The sequence below is a fragment of the Bradyrhizobium lablabi genome, assembly GCF_018131005.1.
Taxonomy (GTDB): domain Bacteria; phylum Pseudomonadota; class Alphaproteobacteria; order Rhizobiales; family Xanthobacteraceae; genus Bradyrhizobium; species Bradyrhizobium lablabi_D.
In genome coordinates, this window is record NZ_JAFCJK010000007.1 from 72,864 (window position 1) to 90,538 (window position 17,675).

A 17,675-nucleotide genomic window follows, 5' to 3' on the forward strand; every position below is an offset into this window, starting at 1 on the left:
GCAAGAGGCGGCCAACTTGCGCTTGCAAGCTCAGGGCATGCGACCCAGCATTCGCCGGGAGGAACTGTTGCATAAAGCTAGCCAAGCCGAAAACGCCGCGCGCGTGACCGAGCGGCCTGGTTCAGCCGACCCCAAAGCGCCAATCTAAAGCCTACCTTGCGCGCAAAGCCCTTGGTTGCCTGAGCATCACCGACCATATCTCGGCCGCCGATGGCTGAGAGACCGGTCGCTCCCACCACGCAACATACACAGAGCGAGCGAGCTAATGATGACTACTGCGAAGTGCGAAGAGTTCGCGCATCATTGTAATCAGCCCTCGCCGGCGGGCGGCATTTCCAAGGACCGAGATGCCACCCCGACGCTCATCGCTAGAAGTTTTAATGTTTAGCTGGCCAATTGGATAAACTATCCGCGCTCGCAAGGGACGACGATAAGGCCGCCTCTGTTGCCCGCCGCGCGCCATATAACGACTCCGCAGGAACTCCCAGCGCTGGTCGGCAGAATTAGGCCGCTCTTGCTTTATTTCGGAGCGCCAGTTCCGCCACCTGCACCCGTGGTCTGAGCTTGACTCGGAGGATGCGCGGAAGCGCCCGGCTTGTCTTGGTCGGCCACGTATCCGGACTCTCCGGAATTGCGTGTCTTGGCGCCTTTGTCTGCATCTTCGTTGGGCTCGCTTGTCTTGAGCCCTTTGTCGCCCTGCATCTTCTCGCTCTTCTCACCGGTTTGGTTGCTAGGCGCAGCCTGTTGCTGTTGTGCTGTTGCTGGGAAGGCAATCGAGCTTCCGGCAATGACGACCATCGCGAGTATTGAGGTCCGCATGATTTTCCTCCAGTGCGTTCTCTGGTTCGGTAAACGTGCGAACTTCCGAAAGTTTCCTGGTGACCTCGGGAAGCGGAATACGACGCGGAGCCGCTCAAAGGATCGAGCTGGGTGAGCTTCGCGACGCGGGCATCTCTCACGCCGCGCACCATGAAGCGCTTCGAGCGCTCGGCGACATGGTCAGGGATGCCATAGCAGTGCCTGACGGACCTCAGACTGTAGTCATTGAAGTCCGCGATAGCGGTGCGAGCTTCTACCTCAATCTTTTGAGTAAGGCCATCTTTACACCCAGCCCTAAACGCTCCGAAACCGTGGTCGGTGATGAGAAACAAAATGCCCCTGCGGTCTTTATAGGGGGATGAACGTCAAGCCCGCAGATGAGGTCACTCTGGTTCGTGTTACGACCGATGATGGCGAGCGACAGATTTGGCTTGTCGCAACCCCGCGCGAGGAGGTTCTGGATCGCGTGCTAGACGCCATCCCACTAGGATGGACTGTCAGTCTCGTTGAGCGGAGGCTCAGCGCCGAGCATGCGGTGGCTCTGAATATGGCGCCTGGAGAAGTCCGCCAGCATGAAATATGCTAATCCCCTTTTGCTTTGTTTGCCAATCGGTGGCACTGCACAGCTGTCCGGCGGCACCAAGGAAGAAGAAGCGGCGCGCATTGCCGAAGAAATCTATCGGTCCGCATGCAGCATTCTCGCTAGTGAGCTGGACCGAGCCAGCCGCATCGAGCGCTTGCGAGAGAACGGTGAGAAAGTAAGGACTGGCCTCGGTTGGCGCCCTCTTTCAGTCGGGCCAAGCTCGCGATGTGAATGAAGACATTGTGGTGAGCGCTTAATCGAGTGACGACGTTCCCCCTGTCCCGCCATTGCTAGAAAGAAGCGGTGTGCTCATCTGCGCAGCGAGATCGGCCCGACGCTACTCTGGATCGCCTGCCGCATAGGCTGGGGAGGTTTCAATGCATCCGCTCAACCGGTGCAAACGGCCCTCATCACGTCGCGGTGGTCGGCAACCGGTGAAAAACGCCATGGCAGCCCTTTAGGCACTATTTGGCGGATACATTGTTAGGGTCTGATGGACGACCGTTTGAAAGAAATGAGCCATGGCAGCGAGCTGGATAAGCTTCGCCGTCACATGCGCATTTTGGTCGATATCGGGCGACTTGAGAATGTTGACTTGGACCGCTTTTTAGACCGGGCCGTCGTCCAGATCGCCCGGGCAGTAGAGATAGATCACGTCAAGATTCTTCGATATCGTCCTGAGGCGGCCGATCTCCTCCTCGTCGCGGGTATCGGATGGAAGGAAGGTGCCCCCCGCACCGCTACCTTCCCCGTTGACCTACGTTCGCCTCCTGGGCGCGCGTTTCAAACAGCAGAGCCTGTCAGCATCAAGGACTTCAGCGAGCAAGCGGAATATTGTCGTTCCGATTTCCTAAAGCAGCATGGCATTGTCTCGTTGAGCAACGTGCCTGTGCTGATTGGTGGAGCGGCATGGGGGGTGTTGGAAGTAGACAGCACTACACCAAGAGACTTCACGGAGGATACCACCGACTTTCTCACCGCTGCTGCCGCCCTAATAGGAACCGTGCTGCGCCAAAGTGGGCGGCCGGATGAACAAGCACGTCTAATGGCTGCCGTTGCCGAATCTCAAAAGCGAGAGATTTTGCTTCGCGAAATGCAACATCGGGTCAAGAACAACTTCCAGCTCGTTCTATCATCAATTTCCATTCAAAAACACCGGTATGAAGGCGCGGAAGCGCATCGGGCTCTGAACCACGTAGCGAGCCGGATCAACGCGATCTCGCTAGCACACGATCAGCTTGCTCCTCGGCAGGAGGGCCAGATCGTTAGACTCTCGCACTACATTCGTGCGCTTTGCAGCGCAATCCGCCAGCAGGTTGAACAAGTCGAATTCGATGTCGAATCCGACGAGCTCGAATTGAACATTGATCGGGCGTTACCAGTTGGTCTCATCTTGAATGAGACAGCGATGAATAGCATAAAGCATGCGTTCGGCACGGAAGGTGGCAGGATCAGAGTGCGCTTGGTAGGAGGCATCGGCTATGGTGAGGCCCGTTTGACCATGTCCGACAACGGGCGGGGCATGCACAATCCAAACAACAGTGGATCAGGACTCAGATTGATTGCCTCTCTTGCTAAACAGATCGGCGGGACTATTGATCACGAGAGTAGTCATGAGCGCGGCACAACGACAACCCTCACGTTTCCCCTGCTAGGCTAATCGACGGCGAGAAATTAACCCGACATCTCTCTGAGAGATGTCGCCGTCGCTGGATGCCTGATGAGACCCGATTTGAGTTTTCGTCGCATAGGAAGCAAGGGAGCGATCAAACTTCCAGCCGCGGAACTCGCCAGACCGCTCCCTCCAGTGCCGCATCTCTTCCGGCAGCCGACGTAACCGACGAGATGCCGTTTGGTCGAGCTCCGCGCGGAGACGCATTCGTGTCATTAGACGAAAGTTGCCGCGAACCCTTTCGCCGCTCGATCGTTCCCTGCCAGTTTGCGCGCTCGCGCTGTGGTCTCGCGACGAGCGACGGCATTGGCGTTAACATCGGTTGCTGCGGCCTTTCCGGTCCAACAAAAATAGGTCCCGACGTGTAGGCGCCGGGACCAGCTCAATCGGAGGTCCATTCTTCGCAAGCATCGAAACAAGTAGGATATCGCGACATCGTTCCTATTCTCGAACCGGAGCCATCCCTTGCCTTAACCCATGTGCATGAACCGAAGGCTCCCTTGGTGCGAAAAGACTGCGCCAATGGATTTCGGAGGACACATGGAAAAGAAGAGGCGAAACCGCGCAAAGCAAATTTTGACGCTTGACGAACGTCTTGCTCGGCAAGCGCAGAGCCTCCGGATGAGAGCCTGCCACACCGCTTCGGCTCAAGAGCGCAGTCTGCTGTTCAAGCGGGCGCGTCAAATGGAGGAGGCCCGGGACATTAGCGCGCTGCTGTCGGCCCCCGCATCGCAACCAGTTCGCGCCAAGGACCTCAGCTCTAAGGGGTGTAACGCGAGCTGAGGTCCCAGGACACACGAGGCACCGCTGATCAGCTCAGCGGTCCTCGCCGGGTTTCAAAAGACACGAATGAAAATGACCCAGCCTACCCGGCCCCGGCATCGTCAACTACATTTGCCGTTTTCACCATAACCTGTGTGAATCCAGCGCAAAAACTGATCTAGAGAATGCAGCTGTCGTTCGGACACCGGCTGCGAAGCTATCTTTGGAACCATTTTCTTGCTGTGGGTTAATGTCGATCATCGGTAACGATCCTGAGGCACCGATGGCTGAGAGTGTCGAGCTCCCGCCTTTTTTGGTCCGGAGCGCGCTTCAAGCCCCGCCGGTTCAAAGAGATCCTCCAGCACGGAGTGACACCGATGTCCGCGAATGTGGCGACTGCGCTGCTCACGAAATTGACAGTGTCGAACCAGCTGGATGGAGACGACATCCAGGCGCTTAGCAGACTACCGATGCGAATCCGAAACCTGGAGGCCCAGCAGGTCATCGTCGCCGAGGGCGACCGTCCTGAAGAATGCTGCCTCCTCTCTGAAGGCTTTGCCTTCCGATCCAAAACGACATCCGACGGTCACCGGCAGGTTCTTTCACTGCACATCCCCGGCGAGGTTCCGGACCTTCAAAGCCTCCACCTCCACGTGATGGATCATGACCTCTCGACCCTTACACCGTGCACCCTCGGATTCATCTCCCACGATGCGTTGAGACACTTGAACCGCGCACGGCCCAACGTCGCGGCAGCTCTTTGGCGAGAGACCCTGATCGATGCCGCCATTTTCAGGGAATGGATGGTCAATGTCGGGCGGAGGTCGGCGACGGCTCGGATGGCGCATCTCTTTATCGAGCTGCATCGAAGACTTGAGGCGGTGGGACGCACGCGCGATGGAGAGTTTGGATTGCCAATTACGCAGGCCGTTCTGGCGGACTGCCTCGGCTTGTCAACGGTGCACGTAAATCGTGTGCTCCAGAATTTTCGGCGAGCGGGGGTGCTGACGGTTAACCGGGCGCAGTTCCACATCCTCAAAGCAGACAGGTTGGATGAACTCGCCGGCTTCGAAAGTACCTACCTGCATCAGCGTCCCGACGTCTAGTCTGTATCCGAGTCGATCTTTTGAGCCGACACGTCGATTCGAAAGATGGGTGTCTCGCCTCGCTTGACCTGGATCGACCAGTGATTGGAGTCATCGAGATTGAGCGTCGCAGCTTCGGAAGTCGAGAAGGGCTGACCATTCGCGATTTCGAAAAAATACTGTGCCATGACAGGCCGAACGATATCAGTAGGCCTTGGTTCCTAATGGCGCCCGGTACCTGTTTTGGGATTCGTGCCGACAATACCTGATGGCCCCTTCGATCATCTGATATTGGCACCGACGAAAGACTGCGGTCCTGCCGCAACCTCGCCAATTGCCGAAGGACCTTTCGCGATGCCCAGCGACGGCGACACGCGACGGCGACACTTGGCTCAGCTGGATCGGGGTTATCAGCTTAAACCGCGGCATTTCCAAAGTAAGATGCGCAGCGATCGACAGCCTCCCGTTGATGCAGCCGACGCAGCAACTCCAATGGAACGACTGCCAACACGATCGGTTAGCAGAGATCAACAGGAGAACAGCACAATGACAGTTACAAAGATTGCACTAGCCGCCGCCTTCGTCTTCGGATCGATCGCTGCGGCAAGCGCCCAGGGCGGCGGTGCCGGCGGCGGCGCAGGTGGCGGCGCAGGTGGCGGCGCGGGCGGTGGTGCAGGAGGCGGTGGAAACTCCCCGGCCGCAGCCACCGGTCAAGGCGCTTCGAGCAGCCCAAGCTCAGCGAACCCGGGTGCCACGGCCAATGATCAGAAGATGAAGAGCCAGAAGAAATGAGAGGTGACGCCCGCTGGGGCAGCACCTCGGCGGGCATTTTTACGGACTTGCGCCTGAATGCCTCGCGCCTACACGGCGCGCAACTCAAGACCGGGTTCATCAGCTCTGCTTTCTGTGTCTGCTGATCACATGGCCTGACGCTGTCGCACCTTGTCACGACCTTGGTCGCCCGCCTCGTCCCTTGCCGCCCGACGTGGAAGTGCCGCTCCCGCTGCGATTGGGAGACATGCCCTCATAGCATTCGGATCCGCGCTGGGGTTGGCCGTGCTGGCGGCGGGGTCGCCAGTGACGGAGCCGCGACCGTTGTGCTCACCGGCAGTTTGGCCCATCGCGGGCGAGAGCATTAAAATGTTAGAGCTGCGGATGCGACGATTTTCCCCATCCACGTGGTCCTCTGACAGATCCCTCTTGGGCAGCCCGGAAACGCGGGCGGCACGTCAGCCAGAACCGACCCACGGCGGCAGCGCGCGGGGCGGTTGCTGCCGCGCGAAACCGACGCGCTGGGAGCGTGAAAGTTGCTAAGTTTGGCCTCAAGAAAGCGCCCGCAGCTCAATCGCATCCCGAGCCATGCGCTCCAGCTCGAACCGTGCGACCTCCGCCGCGGGTTGCACCCCCGAGGCGTTTCCTACTATGGCCATCGGGGGAATGCGATGCAGGATTACCGCGTCTACATTTTGGGGGATGACGGCCATACCATTGACCGCCCCGAATTTTGGTCTATGGATGACGAAACGGGCAAGGACTGTGCCAGGCAGTTTATCGATGGCCAATCGATATCGAGCTTTGGCGACAGGACCGGAAGATCGCTGAATTGAAACGCGAGACCGACCGCTAATGGGCAGGTTCTTTATCGGGATCGTCATCCTGAGCATCGCCATCTTGCTGGCGTTCTACCTGCATATCATCGCGCTCTAAAACTTGACTGACGTCGGGCCCCTCCATTCCGTCTTTGAGGGTCCTGACACTCACAAGGCATGCCCGCTCCGCACTGACAGCCCAATTCAGAGCAGGGCCGCTTGGGATGATTCTCGCACACCCAGCCGATACCGAGGCATATGGGGCAATCCGGATTGATCATCAGCCAGGAAGGCTATTACTATTGAGCTGGTCGGGCTGAGTGGGCGCGTCTGGACTTTCACTCGCGGCGTTCAACTCAACTTCGGCCGCATGCCAGAACTCAGCATCTCGGCCTTCGGGGCGGCCGGCCTGTTCCCAGAGTAGGCGCGCGTAATTCCGAATTTGATCTTCCGTCGCCATTGTACTCTCTCCTCTTTGCTAAGCGCCTACGTGCCTTTTTGGCCTGCTTTTTCTCGATCTGGACTCCCCGAACTTTTTGCAGCCTTTTGCTTCTTGGCCGGCCGGTTCAGCGCCATGAACTCTTCCGATGACCTGTTACGCTCGGCCCAAGCCGACGCTCCGCCGATCGCACTCTTTGTTGCGATCGCTTCTTCGCCGTACCCTGCGGGCATGGTCGCCCGGGCGGCTTGCATGACTTGCGGCCCGGTGTGCGCTCGACTCGAGTGCTATAGTGGCAATTCGCAGTGATTCGAGACCCGTCATGAAGAGCAATGCCCAACGCCGCCCACCGTTGGAGGCCGCCCGCCCTGCCTACCGCAATCTCAACGGCTGGGCACTCGCCAAGCTGCTGGAGCATCATGTGGTCCGCGAATGCGAGCACCATGGCCACGTCCTCGATCGCGCTGATCCCGCCGCCTGCAGCCGCGCTCGCGAAGCGGCGTGGAGCGATCCCTTCCCCTGCGCCACGCCGGACGAATGCCTTGGCGCGATTGACGACGTTATGGGAGGAATTGGCGATACCTGTCCGGAGTGCTGAGCGGCTCGAGCGCCGGTCTAGGACGGACGCTCGCAGTTGCTCGGCCCGCCGCGGGCGTGCTGCCATCCGGTCGAGACCCGCCTGCTCACTCGGACGAAGACGGCCGGCGTCCATGACGCCATAGGCCTAGCGCTAACCCAAGCACCGTCGCACTGATGAACATCCAAAGCATGCGGAAGGCTGTTCCGCCACACCAGACGCTCCTCTCACCATGCGCTGCCCTACAAAGCTGAATGCCGGCCGGAACCGCAGGTCCCGACAGTTTGATGCCGGCAGTCCGGGGAACCATCCATGCTGACTCCACATCTCCGCTTGCGCGCCTATATTGAACCCATTCAGTATCAAGGGAGTTTTGTGTATGGCCCCGCGCGCCAATTGGAAGGGCTTTTTGCGGTTGTCGCTCGTGACATGCCCTATCGCATTGTTTCCGGCGACCTCTGAATCCGACAAGATCAGTTTCAACCAGATTAATAAAAGAACCGGCCACCGGATCCGCTACCTCAAGGTCGACGCCGACACTGGCGAAGAGGTGTCCACCGAAGACATCATCAAAGGTTACCAGGTCGACAAGGACCAGTACCTTGAGGTCACCAAGGAAGAGCTCGAGAATATCGCGCTGGAATCGACGCGCACCATCGAGATCGACGAGTTCGTACCAAAGAACGAGATCGACGATCTCTATCTCGCGCGTCCTTACTACATCTTGCCCGATGGCAAGGTCGGCCACGACGCCTACGCCGTCATCCGCGAAACCATTCGCTCGACAAAGTAGCGCTCGCCCGTGTCGTGCTGACGAACCGCGAACACGTCATCGCGCTCGAAGCGCGAGACAAGGGTCTGATGGGCATGCTGCTGCGCTACCCCTACGAGGTGCGCGATAGTGCCGATTATTTCGACGATATCCAGGACGTGAGGATCACCAAAGACATGCTGGATCTTGCTAAACATATCGTCGAGCAGAAGTCCGGGCATTTCGAGCCGGAGAAGTTCGAGGACCATTATGAGACCGCGTTACAGGAGTTGCTGGCGCGGAAGCAGAAAGGCCAACCGATGCCCACGGCGCGCAAGCCGGCGCCGAGCAATGTCATCAGTCTGATGGACGCGCTGCGCCAGAGCATCAAGGGCGCGGGCAAACCAGCCTCTGTGGCGAAGCCGGTCAAAGCGAAAAAGGCAGCCAAGCCCCGGCGCAAGGCCAGCGTTTGATCTTATGCCGTCGGCCTTCCGATCCAGATTCAGCAGGCCGTTGAGCCGCGCATTGCGAGCAGGTGCTGGTACCCCTTATCGACAATCTCCTGCTCTTAACGCCATCCAATCAGACACAATTCTAAACCTTTGGACTTTTTTGCCGCCTTCTTTTCCAGCTCGAGCGCTGATGAACTCGCCGACGCTGACCTTGCCCCCAAGTTTTATCCAATTCTGAGTTCGCGCTAGCGGTTGGATTTGCCCGGTCGGGCGGTAGTAGCGACGGGAGCTGGCGCGGAGCCTTCGACATAGCGCAGCGGCAGGTCCCGTCGCGGGTGGCATGTGATGGCAAACTCGGAGGGTGTCTTCCATCCGAGCTGCGAGTGTGGTCGTGCAGCCGTCTCCGCCGAACGACGTTTTGCTTTATCGATGTTCTCCACTCGGCCCTTGCGATCATGGTCGCCCGTGCTGGTTGGCTCGCCTCGTCCCTCCCACTGGTAAGGTTCACTTTGTTCCGCGAGCCCTTGGGGTTTTGAATGGGAACAACCCCGTGTCGGCGAGATTGTCGCTGTATGGAAATTTCGAAGGCAATACGAAAGCAGGCGGAAGCGGCCGAGCGGAGGGCGACCCAAACCGCTGACGCTATCTTTGCCAACCAAATGAAGACACTAGCTGAGGCATTCCGTGCCCAGGCCGACGTTTTGAAAAGGAAGAAGAAAAAGAAGAAGAAATGAGTTTCACCGTCAAAGGCACGTGCAAGCACGGCGAATTGTCGCACCGCAGAAGAACAGCAGAAGCGGCGCTCAAAAAGGCGCGAGAGCTTACCAGGACTGGTTGCTACGACGTGCACATCATTACCCCCGAAGGCAGGGACTACGCCTCCTCCGAGTTTGGCGATATTCCCCGTACGCCGGCGCACCGACCTTTTCAGAAAAATTACACACCTCTGTGAACCCCGCATCCAGCTCGCCGGGTCTCGTTATGGCCAATGCCAGATCCGTGGGGAAGCTGGAGACCATTTTTTGCCAAACGTGTCGCCGCGTAGCGCGAATGGTCCGGGGCATTACGCGCTGCTCAAGCTTAACGACTCATCTATCGCTGATGGGTCGGCCGCCGATCTTCCACAGGACTATCAATCAGGCTGACCACTTATCCTCTTCGCGCCGATCACGTCTGGAAAGGAAAGGCCTTCGGAAATCTATGTATGGCCTCACCAGAGGAACTCTAACCCCTCTCGAGAATTGGATGTGACAGGAGGAGCGCAATGATGCGAACTTCTTGGACACTCGCGGCGGCTCTTGCGCTCGGCTTCATTGCCTGGACTGTCTTTGCTACTCCGCAAAAAAGTGCTTTGCGGCTGGAAAGCTCCGATTCCTCGAATGACGTCCCTGATTTGCGACTTATATCAGAACGCAGCCCTTACATGCGAACAGAGCGGTAAGCCGCTCACTAGTCTCTTTCCGTAGCTATCGCTCAGCCTGCAAACTGACCTTAGAATCACGGCAGTTGCACAAGCGTTTTCGGTGCGCCGTGCGTAACGCTCTTCGCACTCCCTAGGAACACCAGCTAATATCCCAGTGTTGTCGAATACGACACAGCATCTTTGATCTGGCGGGCGAACTGTCGGCTTGAGATGAGCTTGGAGCCCCGTGAGAGCGGCGGCGAAATCTTTCGAGGCGGTCATCGGGTAAGGACGCGCAGAACCGCTCGCCCTTGCATCAACTCAAGCGGGCGGCCCGATATCGACTGCCCAAGGCTCCCGTGGCGTGACAATCCTGATCCAACGCAGCCTCCGCCGAACTGGATGGGCCGTGCGGTCAGAACTCCGGCGCGACGATTTGATAGGAAAAACGAGGTCCACTGGTGGCTAGGCATAAGGATCAAAGCTTTTTGCTGTTGCTTGTCACCGTTACTCTGGCTTTCGCCTGGATTTTGCAGCCATTCTACGGCGCCATACTTTGGGCAGTTGTCGTGGCGGTCATCTTTGCGCCGATTAATCGAGAGCTGCTGAGGTCGATGCGCGGGCGGCGCACTCTCGCTGCCACGGTAACGGTAACGATAATCGTCGCTATGGTGCTTCTACCTCTGGCGATCGTAGCGACCTCGTTAGTTCAGGAAGCCTCGAGGCTTTACGCAAAGGTCCAATCTGGAGAGTACGACCTTGCCGGTTACGTCCAGCGGATTCTCGATGCGCTTCCGGCCTGGGCAGCAAGCTTGCTGAGTCGATTCCATCTGACCAATCTCTCGACACTTGGCGAAAGCCTGCCGTCTAATCTCGTGAAAGGCGGACAGATTATCGCGCCTCAAGCGCTCACGATCGGAATAAACACGTTTGATTTCATGATCGGCCTGGGGATTATGTTGTACCTTCTGTTTTTTCTTTTGCGTGACGGGAAGGAATTAACCGAGCAAATCAAGAAGGCCGTTCCTCTCCGCGACGACCAGAAGGGGGCGCTCTTCAGCAGATTTGCGGATGTTGTCCGGGCGACCGTCAAGGGTGGTATCTTGGTGGCCATTGCCCAAGGCACACTCGGTGGGTTGGCCTTCTGGTTCCTGGGTATCCACGCGCCCTTGCTGTGGGCTGCGTTGATGGCCTTCCTATCCCTCCTGCCGGCGATAGGAGCCGCGCTGGTCTGGCTACCAGTGGCAATCTACTTTCTGGCAAGCGACGCCGTGTGGCAGGGTGCTGCCCTGATCGCGTATGGCTTACTCGTTATTGGATTGGTGGACAATGTCCTCCGTCCTTTCCTGGTCGGTAAGGATACCCGGCTGCCCGACTACATCGTGCTCATTTCCACGCTGGGTGGCATTGAGGTGTTTGGTTTGAATGGATTTGTCATAGGTCCGCTCATCGCGGCGATTTTCACGGTGAGTTGGCAAATATTTTCCGCCTCCACGACGACATCATAGGGGGGCCCTTCTTAGCTGATGCCGTCGCGCCGGTTGTCCATCCGTAATCACTGTGCGAAACCCTTTGACTGAGGGTGCATATCTACGAGGGCCGAGAATAGTACGCGGGCTAACGGACCCGGATCGGCTTACCGACGCCGACCCGGGCAACTAGGAAGATCGCGCCCGATCAGCGCATACCGCCATAGAGCTGCCGCTCTCTGCGGAGGTCTTCGGCCCCGTAGGGTCGGCCTGCGGGATCGAACCCCTTCCATCCAGTCTTCTGCCATGCAGCAGTCCGATCGCGCATGTTAACCGCAGACTCGTTCAGCAATGCTTCAAGGCGGGAGCGATCCGAATCCGGAACGCGAGCCGATACCAGAGTGCCACCGCGGCGGACGCCTTCCGCATAGGCGTGAGCGTCCTCTTCCGACACCCCCGCCTCCGTCAGGGCACCGATAATTCCACCGGTGGCAGCCCCCGCAGCGGCGCCTACGGCGGTCGCGGCGAGCCAACCGGCCGCAACGACCGGCCCAAGGCCGGGAATCGCGAGCATTCCCAGACCGGCCAGAAGACCCGCAGTTCCGCCGAGACCCGCGCCGACTGCTGCACCCGCACCGGCACCCTCGGCACGGTCGTCAACGCCGTCACGATCGCGGTCCTTCCTGCTGCCCTCGTACCAATTGTCGGAATTATTGGCGACGATGCTGATCTCCGAGTGCGGTACACGCGCATCTTGAAGTCGCGCCACAGCCCGTTGAGCGTCCGAATAACTGTCGTACAGTCTTGAGATCGTCGTGGTCATGTCGATGCCTTTCGTTAATTCACATTGCCTTGGAAATCGACGCTGACCTGCGTCGTCTTTCCACCCTTGCTCGCCTTGCCTCGCCAGACGCCGTTGTCGTCCTTCTTCAGATCGGAGACGCCGGTGAAGCCCGCATCCTCGATCTTGGACTTGGCCTGCCCCTCGGTGAAGCTGTTACGACCCGCAACAGGGGCGACGGAGTTGTTCTGTCCAGCACTGTTGATAGCGTTATTGTTTGGGCCGGGTTGCGCAGGTGGATTCTGCGCAGCGGCCGCCGTGGCGAAAAGAAATCCAATCGAAGCTAACATGAGCGAGCGTTTCATCGTCTCCTCCAGTGTGTAAGGAGCGCTGTAACCTCCCGCACCAGGGCAAAGTTCCTCGAAGACACGAGCGCGCATGACTGCGCCAAGCATAAGGGCTCATTCGTCGCAGGCGTCGGACCGGAACCCGCTTTGCATTCGAACTGCAGATCTTGGGCTGCGGAACACGGTGCTTAACACAGGTTAGCGCTCGCTCTGCAAAGCAGTTGCTTCTTGAACATCGCCGCGAATAAGGATCGACCTCGTCGCGCGTTTTGCGACCCCTCTGGCGCGTCGCCAACTCCCCGCGGTCATCATGGACAGACCGGGGTTGATACTCGCCTTTCAAGGTAAGCCAGCTCATTGCCGCCGAAGACGATCGATCGACGGTGGACTGCAGCCGGCGACTTCTCATCGCTGGCGGCGCTTACTGAGCCGAACGCCATGCGGCTCGGAACACGCGATGACGGCAACATTCGCACGACAACCAAATTGGAACTTCGCGGGTCAGGCTAACGTTCTCCGACGATTGGGAGCAACGGATGACCAGCAAGTCCCTTTGGGCGGACGTTGACGTGATGCCTGCGGCAGGTTCGCTGGCAGAGGACGTTGAGTGTGATGTAGTGGTGGTCGGATCGGGGATCGCGGGAACTTCGACGGCTTACGAGGTCTGCAAACGTGGCAAGTCGGTGGTGATAATCGACCGCGGCCGCATCGCGGGCGGGATGACCTCGCGTACTTCCGCGCATCTGGCTCCGCTATGCGACGACCTTGTCAGCGAAATGACGAAGATCAAGGGATCGGATGCGACGAAGTTGTTCTGCGACAGCCAGGCGGCGGCGATCGACCGTATTGAAGTGATTCAAGAGCAGGAAGAGATCGACTGCGATTTCCGTAGGCTCGATGGCTACCTGTTCCAGGGCCGCGATATGACTTCCGACATCATCGACCAGGAGATGGACGCGGTGCGGGAGATCGGAGCTCCGGTGCACCGGCTGGTCGGCATGCCGTTCAACGGATGTGCGAACCGGCACGTGCTACGCTATCCGAGGCAGGCGACGTTTCATCCCCTAAAGTATCTCTCCGGCGTAGCAAGAGCCTGTCGGAACAACGGCGTGACTTTCTTCCGCGATAGCCCGGTGGAAGAAATCAGTGAGGACAATGGCATTGTGTTGGTGAGAACGACGCGCGGCGTCATTCGCGCCAAGCACGCGGTCGTTGCGACCAACTCCTCGATCTCCGACCGCTTCGCCATCCATACCAAGACAGCACCCTACCGGACTTATGTCATGGCGTTTGAAATCAAACGAAACGCCCTGCCCGATGCCCTCTACTGGGACACCGAGGAGCCTTACCATTATGTGCGTCTACAGCCGGGACCGGATCGTATCGACTACGTTCTTGTGGGCGGCGAGGACCACAAGAGCGGCGAAGCCGACGATGCGGACGAGCGTTTCAAAAGACTCAAAGCATGGGCGCGTGAACTGATCTCCGGTCTGGGCAGGGAGACACATCGTTGGTCGGGGCAAGTGCTCGACACGATCGACTACGCTGGCTTTATCGGCCAGGATCCGGGCTGCAAGAATGTCTACGTCGCCATGGGCGATTCAGGGCAGGGCCTTACCCACGGCGTTGTCGGGGCGATACTGAATACGGCGCTGATCATGGGTGAGGACCATCCGTGGAAGGAACTCTATGCCCCGGGCCGCATCCCGCTTAAGGCGGCCAAGAACTTCGTCATGGAGAACGTCACCCCGGTGAAGAGTTTCGCGGAATATGTCGCGCCGGGTGAACTTCATTCACTAGATGATTTGAGGCGCGGACAAGGCGCAATTGTGCGACGCGGCCTAGAGAAAATCGCAGCTTACCGCGACGAAGCCGGCGCGCTTCATCTGAATTCGGCAAGCTGCAGCCACGTTGGCTGTCACCTGCATTGGAACAGTTTCGAGACGTGTTGGGACTGTCCATGCCATGGCTCGATGTTCGACGTGAAGGGGCAACCGATCAATGCTCCCGCAGTCGCACCGCTCGACAAAAGGTGACGACCCCTCCTCTGACGCTGCCAGTCAGTCAGTCGTTCAAGCCGTCCGGCCCCTCGCGCGATCCGATGGCCGCCGCGAATCACGGAGTTACATCGGCTGCAGCGAATTGTTGCCACGGCGCGATAGGAACAACGGCAGCGCCTGCCCGTTCGGGACTGATATTCTCTCTCATGCCCGAGGTCCTCCATGTACCACCATGTGAAGAAGCTGATGTTCACCGTTCGCGTCGATGAGCCGGACCCTCGTTTCGGCAACATGCTGCTTGAACAATTCGGCGGCGCCAACGGCGAACTCGCGGCCGCAATGCAGTATTCAATACAGGGGCTCAACTGCGAGGATCCGGATCGCAAGGACCTGCTGATGGACATCGGCACCGAGGAACTGAGCCATCTTGAGGTTGTCGGCACTCTCGCACGCATGCACCTCAAGCCATCAAAGTTTGACCGTCAGGCCGCAGAAGCCGATCCTTTAATCGCGATCGCGGGCGGCGGCGGAGTGAACCTGTTCAACTCCCAGGGAAACGCCTGGACCGCCGACTACCTGAAGATTACCGGTGAACTGGACGTGGACCTACGGAGCAACATCGCCGCCGAAGCGCGCGCAAAGATTGTATACGAGCGCCTGATCAATTTCTGCGACGACGCAGGTACAAAGGATGCTCTGCAGTTTTTGATGACCCGCGAGATCACCCACATGAAGGCCTTCGCTCTGGCGCTTGAGAGCATGGGAAAGCCGCCATTCAGTATCGGCCGCATCGCGCCGACACCGGGGCTCGTCGATCAATTCTTCAACGATTCTACCGGCACCGGTGAGCATGGCGAGATCGACACCCGCGGACCGTGGAACGAGGGCGGCGACTGGATCTTTACAGATTCGCCGGCCATTCAGGCCGGAGAACCTGGTCCGGCTGCCGCCATCGTAACTGAGAGTTCACCGCCGGTGGACGAAACCGGCCTTGGCGATCTCCTGCTCGACGAACTCCGTGATATCTTGCATGCGGAGAAGCAATTGACGAAGGCGCTCCCCAAAATGGCGGAAGTCGCGCGTTTCGATCAATTGCGTGACCTCTTCGAGCAGCATTTGACCGAGACCGAATCCCAGATCGAGCGCATCAACGAGTGTTTCGAGTTGCTTGGCAAATCAGCGCGCGCAAAGCCGTGCAAGGGCATGATGGGCCTCGTCGAAGAAGGCCAGGAGATCATCGCCGAAGGCAAAAACAAGGAGGACGCCGCAGCTGACCTCGCTCTGATCGGTGCGGCGCAGCGGGTCGAACATTATGAAATTGCCGGCTATACCACGGCGCGCAACCTCGCCCAACAGCTACGCCATAGCGCAATCGTCAGCTTGTTATCGAAATCACTGGCGGAGGAGGAGAACGCGGATCAGTTGCTCAACCAGGTCGCGCGATCCTTGATGTCGGTCGCAAAGATGCCCGCTACTGTCGAGCAAACCGAGTAGTGCCCACTTGATCTGCCGATTGATCATCGGCCGATCTTTGCGGACAGGAATGCCGTTGACATGAGGACGCGCCTGCCGGGGAGCGGAAGCCCTAGTCCGGCGCCGGCACGCGCGAGATCAAGCTGCATAATCGGCGGAAGGCAACGATCGCGCGCGGCCGGGGTCTGTAGTCTGAGGAGTTGTTCATGCCATCATCGTTCGTCACCATGACGAGCAGGATATTGAAACAGGACATTTATCTTGTCGAAGACGATCGCGGCGGCTCGGATCATGCGAGTGGTTGATCTTGGAGATCTTGCGACCAACCGCATTCTTGACTGGTGGCGGGGCTGGTTCAGTGAACAGATGCCGATCTGCTCAGGGTGGCGAGAGCGCGACCATGCCGGGCTATTTGACGCCAGCACAGATGGCGGAGCTGCGGAAGCCAACCGACACCGAGTTTGACGCGGTCGTCGTCCGTCTGATGAGCTTGCATCATGCGGGGCAGTCCAGATGGCAGACGTGGAGTGGCATTCGTCCGGCGAACCACGCCTGCGTCTGATGGCTCATGCCATACCGCATGAACAACAGGGCGAGATCGCCTTGATGAATCATGTCAACGGCATCGGAGCGGTGCGGCAGGCGATCCGCAATATGCTGGCGAACAATCTTCCCCTGTCACAGCCGTCGGCGTTGGCCTTAGGCGTTCGCTCTTGCCGTTGCGGTTGGTGACCGGGCCCGTGCCGATCGTCATCACGCCCCAGCGCTTCACGTCCTGCACAAAGGGGATTTCGCATAGTCCCTGTACAATGCCGTCATTATGCATGGCGATGGCGGCGTCGTGCTCTCCAATTTGGGAAGGTGAAGCGTTCCTGTCCGTCCATGTCAGTCCCCTGCGACAGGAACAGCGACCGGTCGGCCGCGTTCTATTGCATCACCGCGAAAGGAGATGTCGAATATGGGAATTTTCACCAAGGACATCAAAACCATGGAGGACCTGCTGGTCCACGGCCTTCAGGACATTTACTACGCCGAGCAGCAAATCATTAAATCGTTGCCCAAAATGATCGACAAGGCGACCAACCGCAACCTCGTGACCGGGCTGAAGGCCCATCTCGAAGAGACCAACAAGCAAGTCGAGCGGCTTCAGAAAGTGTTCGAAAAGCTGGGCAAGGAGCCCAGCGGGACACAGTGCCCGGCGATCGACGGCATCATAAGGGAGGCCGACGAGACCGCAGGGGAAATCGAAGACAAGGCCGTGCTGGATGCCGCCCTTGTCGCTGCTGCGCAGGCGGTCGAGCACTATGAGATCTGCCGCTATGGCACACTGATCGCCTGGGCCGAGCGGCTCGGACACGACGAGATCGTGCGGTTCCTTACCACCAATCTGAACGAGGAGAAGGCGGCGAACAGCAAGCTCAACACCGTGGCGCTACGCAAGGGTGTCAACGCGAAGGCTTCGAGCGCCGCTTGA

Annotated in this window: 15 protein-coding genes and 3 pseudogenes; 12 read left to right on the top strand and 6 right to left on the bottom strand. The window is 58.6% G+C overall.

Going from position 1 to position 17,675, the window contains the following annotated elements:
* Window positions 1-519: 519 nt before the first annotated feature.
* The gene (locus JQ553_RS21740; RefSeq protein WP_212502421.1) at window positions 520-819 is read right to left on the bottom strand and encodes a hypothetical protein; all 300 of its coding nucleotides are present in this window, start codon (window positions 817-819) and stop codon (window positions 520-522) included.
* A gap of 59 nt (window positions 820-878) precedes the next feature.
* Between JQ553_RS21740 and JQ553_RS35320 the strand changes: the two genes are divergently transcribed.
* From JQ553_RS35320 to JQ553_RS21755, 4 genes are all read left to right on the top strand, one after another.
* Complete coding sequence (locus JQ553_RS35320) at window positions 879-1,181, top strand: DUF6894 family protein (RefSeq protein ID WP_409363089.1); 303 nt, start codon at window positions 879-881, stop codon at window positions 1,179-1,181.
* A gap of 714 nt (window positions 1,182-1,895) precedes the next feature.
* Window positions 1,896-3,062 carry a sensor histidine kinase gene (locus JQ553_RS21745; protein WP_212502064.1) on the top strand — a complete coding sequence of 389 codons (1,167 nt, stop codon included), beginning with the start codon at window positions 1,896-1,898 and terminating at the stop codon, window positions 3,060-3,062.
* A 1,151-nt stretch (window positions 3,063-4,213) separates the two neighbouring features.
* Complete coding sequence (locus JQ553_RS21750) at window positions 4,214-4,942, top strand: Crp/Fnr family transcriptional regulator (protein ID WP_212502065.1); 729 nt, start codon at window positions 4,214-4,216, stop codon at window positions 4,940-4,942.
* Window positions 4,943-5,467: 525 nt separating this feature from the next.
* A complete protein-coding gene (locus JQ553_RS21755) occupies window positions 5,468-5,713 on the top strand; it encodes a hypothetical protein (protein WP_212502066.1) in 246 nt (81 codons plus the stop codon).
* A gap of 1,077 nt (window positions 5,714-6,790) precedes the next feature.
* On the opposite strand, the gene JQ553_RS34950 is transcribed toward JQ553_RS21755, so the two are convergent.
* The gene (locus JQ553_RS34950; RefSeq protein WP_212502067.1) at window positions 6,791-6,970 is read right to left on the bottom strand and encodes a DUF2934 domain-containing protein; all 180 of its coding nucleotides are present in this window, start codon (window positions 6,968-6,970) and stop codon (window positions 6,791-6,793) included.
* A gap of 301 nt (window positions 6,971-7,271) precedes the next feature.
* Here JQ553_RS34950 and JQ553_RS21765 point away from each other — a divergent pair, with 301 nt between their 5' ends.
* Both JQ553_RS21765 and JQ553_RS21770 read left to right on the top strand, forming a co-directional pair.
* Window positions 7,272-7,547 carry a hypothetical protein gene (locus JQ553_RS21765; RefSeq protein ID WP_212502068.1) on the top strand — a complete coding sequence of 92 codons (276 nt, stop codon included), beginning with the start codon at window positions 7,272-7,274 and terminating at the stop codon, window positions 7,545-7,547.
* A gap of 358 nt (window positions 7,548-7,905) precedes the next feature.
* Window positions 7,906-8,750, top strand: a pseudogene (locus tag JQ553_RS21770) (Ku protein).
* A gap of 224 nt (window positions 8,751-8,974) precedes the next feature.
* Here the strand turns inward: JQ553_RS21770 and JQ553_RS21775 are convergent.
* Window positions 8,975-9,124, bottom strand: a pseudogene (locus tag JQ553_RS21775) (IS3 family transposase); the annotation flags it as partial.
* Window positions 9,125-9,301: 177 nt separating this feature from the next.
* Here JQ553_RS21775 and JQ553_RS21780 point away from each other — a divergent pair.
* The 3 genes from JQ553_RS21780 to JQ553_RS21790 all read left to right on the top strand — a co-directional run bounded on the left by JQ553_RS21780 (window position 9,302) and on the right by JQ553_RS21790 (window position 11,639).
* Window positions 9,302-9,463: a hypothetical protein gene (locus tag JQ553_RS21780; RefSeq protein ID WP_212502069.1), complete on the top strand. Its 162-nt coding sequence runs from the start codon at window positions 9,302-9,304 to the stop codon at window positions 9,461-9,463.
* A complete protein-coding gene (locus JQ553_RS21785) occupies window positions 9,460-9,681 on the top strand; it encodes a hypothetical protein (protein ID WP_212502070.1) in 222 nt (73 codons plus the stop codon). The genes JQ553_RS21780 and JQ553_RS21785 overlap by 4 nt, the downstream gene beginning before the upstream one ends.
* A gap of 911 nt (window positions 9,682-10,592) precedes the next feature.
* Window positions 10,593-11,639 carry an AI-2E family transporter gene (locus JQ553_RS21790; RefSeq protein WP_212502071.1) on the top strand — a complete coding sequence of 349 codons (1,047 nt, stop codon included), beginning with the start codon at window positions 10,593-10,595 and terminating at the stop codon, window positions 11,637-11,639.
* A 169-nt stretch (window positions 11,640-11,808) separates the two neighbouring features.
* Here JQ553_RS21790 and JQ553_RS21795 read toward each other — a convergent pair whose 3' ends face one another.
* Together JQ553_RS21795 and JQ553_RS21800 are read right to left on the bottom strand one after the other, a co-directional pair.
* The gene (locus JQ553_RS21795) at window positions 11,809-12,423 is read right to left on the bottom strand and encodes a hypothetical protein (RefSeq protein WP_212502072.1); all 615 of its coding nucleotides are present in this window, start codon (window positions 12,421-12,423) and stop codon (window positions 11,809-11,811) included.
* A gap of 14 nt (window positions 12,424-12,437) precedes the next feature.
* A complete protein-coding gene (locus JQ553_RS21800; protein ID WP_212502073.1) occupies window positions 12,438-12,746 on the bottom strand; it encodes a hypothetical protein in 309 nt (102 codons plus the stop codon).
* A gap of 518 nt (window positions 12,747-13,264) precedes the next feature.
* Between JQ553_RS21800 and JQ553_RS21805 the strand changes: the two genes are divergently transcribed.
* Both JQ553_RS21805 and JQ553_RS21810 read left to right on the top strand, forming a co-directional pair.
* A complete protein-coding gene (locus tag JQ553_RS21805) occupies window positions 13,265-14,764 on the top strand; it encodes an FAD-dependent oxidoreductase (protein WP_212502074.1) in 1,500 nt (499 codons plus the stop codon).
* 186 nt (window positions 14,765-14,950) lie between these two features.
* A complete protein-coding gene (locus JQ553_RS21810; RefSeq protein WP_212502075.1) occupies window positions 14,951-16,222 on the top strand; it encodes a DUF892 family protein in 1,272 nt (423 codons plus the stop codon).
* Window positions 16,223-16,817: 595 nt separating this feature from the next.
* Here the strand turns inward: JQ553_RS21810 and JQ553_RS35325 are convergent.
* Window positions 16,818-17,057, bottom strand: a pseudogene (locus tag JQ553_RS35325) (hypothetical protein); the annotation flags it as partial.
* Between the two features lie 102 nt (window positions 17,058-17,159).
* Here JQ553_RS35325 and JQ553_RS21820 point away from each other — a divergent pair.
* Window positions 17,160-17,675 (top strand): ferritin-like domain-containing protein, encoded by a 516-nt coding sequence (locus JQ553_RS21820; protein WP_212502076.1) that lies wholly within the window; start codon window positions 17,160-17,162, stop codon window positions 17,673-17,675.

What these genes read in the sequence shown, in the direction of transcription:
- JQ553_RS21740 (WP_212502421.1), bottom strand. Translation starts at nt 819, where the DNA reads ATGCGGACCTCAATACTCGCGATGGTCGTCATTGCCGGAAGCTCGATT.
- JQ553_RS21745 (WP_212502064.1), top strand. Translation starts at nt 1,896, where the DNA reads ATGGACGACCGTTTGAAAGAAATGAGCCATGGCAGCGAGCTGGATAAG.
- JQ553_RS21750 (WP_212502065.1), top strand. Translation starts at nt 4,214, where the DNA reads ATGTCCGCGAATGTGGCGACTGCGCTGCTCACGAAATTGACAGTGTCG.
- JQ553_RS21755 (WP_212502066.1), top strand. Translation starts at nt 5,468, where the DNA reads ATGACAGTTACAAAGATTGCACTAGCCGCCGCCTTCGTCTTCGGATCG.
- JQ553_RS34950 (WP_212502067.1), bottom strand. Translation starts at nt 6,970, where the DNA reads ATGGCGACGGAAGATCAAATTCGGAATTACGCGCGCCTACTCTGGGAA.
- JQ553_RS21765 (WP_212502068.1), top strand. Translation starts at nt 7,272, where the DNA reads ATGAAGAGCAATGCCCAACGCCGCCCACCGTTGGAGGCCGCCCGCCCT.
- JQ553_RS21780 (WP_212502069.1), top strand. Translation starts at nt 9,302, where the DNA reads ATGGAAATTTCGAAGGCAATACGAAAGCAGGCGGAAGCGGCCGAGCGG.
- JQ553_RS21785 (WP_212502070.1), top strand. Translation starts at nt 9,460, where the DNA reads ATGAGTTTCACCGTCAAAGGCACGTGCAAGCACGGCGAATTGTCGCAC.
- JQ553_RS21795 (WP_212502072.1), bottom strand. Translation starts at nt 12,423, where the DNA reads ATGACCACGACGATCTCAAGACTGTACGACAGTTATTCGGACGCTCAA.
- JQ553_RS21800 (WP_212502073.1), bottom strand. Translation starts at nt 12,746, where the DNA reads ATGAAACGCTCGCTCATGTTAGCTTCGATTGGATTTCTTTTCGCCACG.
- JQ553_RS21805 (WP_212502074.1), top strand. Translation starts at nt 13,265, where the DNA reads ATGACCAGCAAGTCCCTTTGGGCGGACGTTGACGTGATGCCTGCGGCA.
- JQ553_RS21810 (WP_212502075.1), top strand. Translation starts at nt 14,951, where the DNA reads ATGTACCACCATGTGAAGAAGCTGATGTTCACCGTTCGCGTCGATGAG.
- JQ553_RS21820 (WP_212502076.1), top strand. Translation starts at nt 17,160, where the DNA reads ATGGGAATTTTCACCAAGGACATCAAAACCATGGAGGACCTGCTGGTC.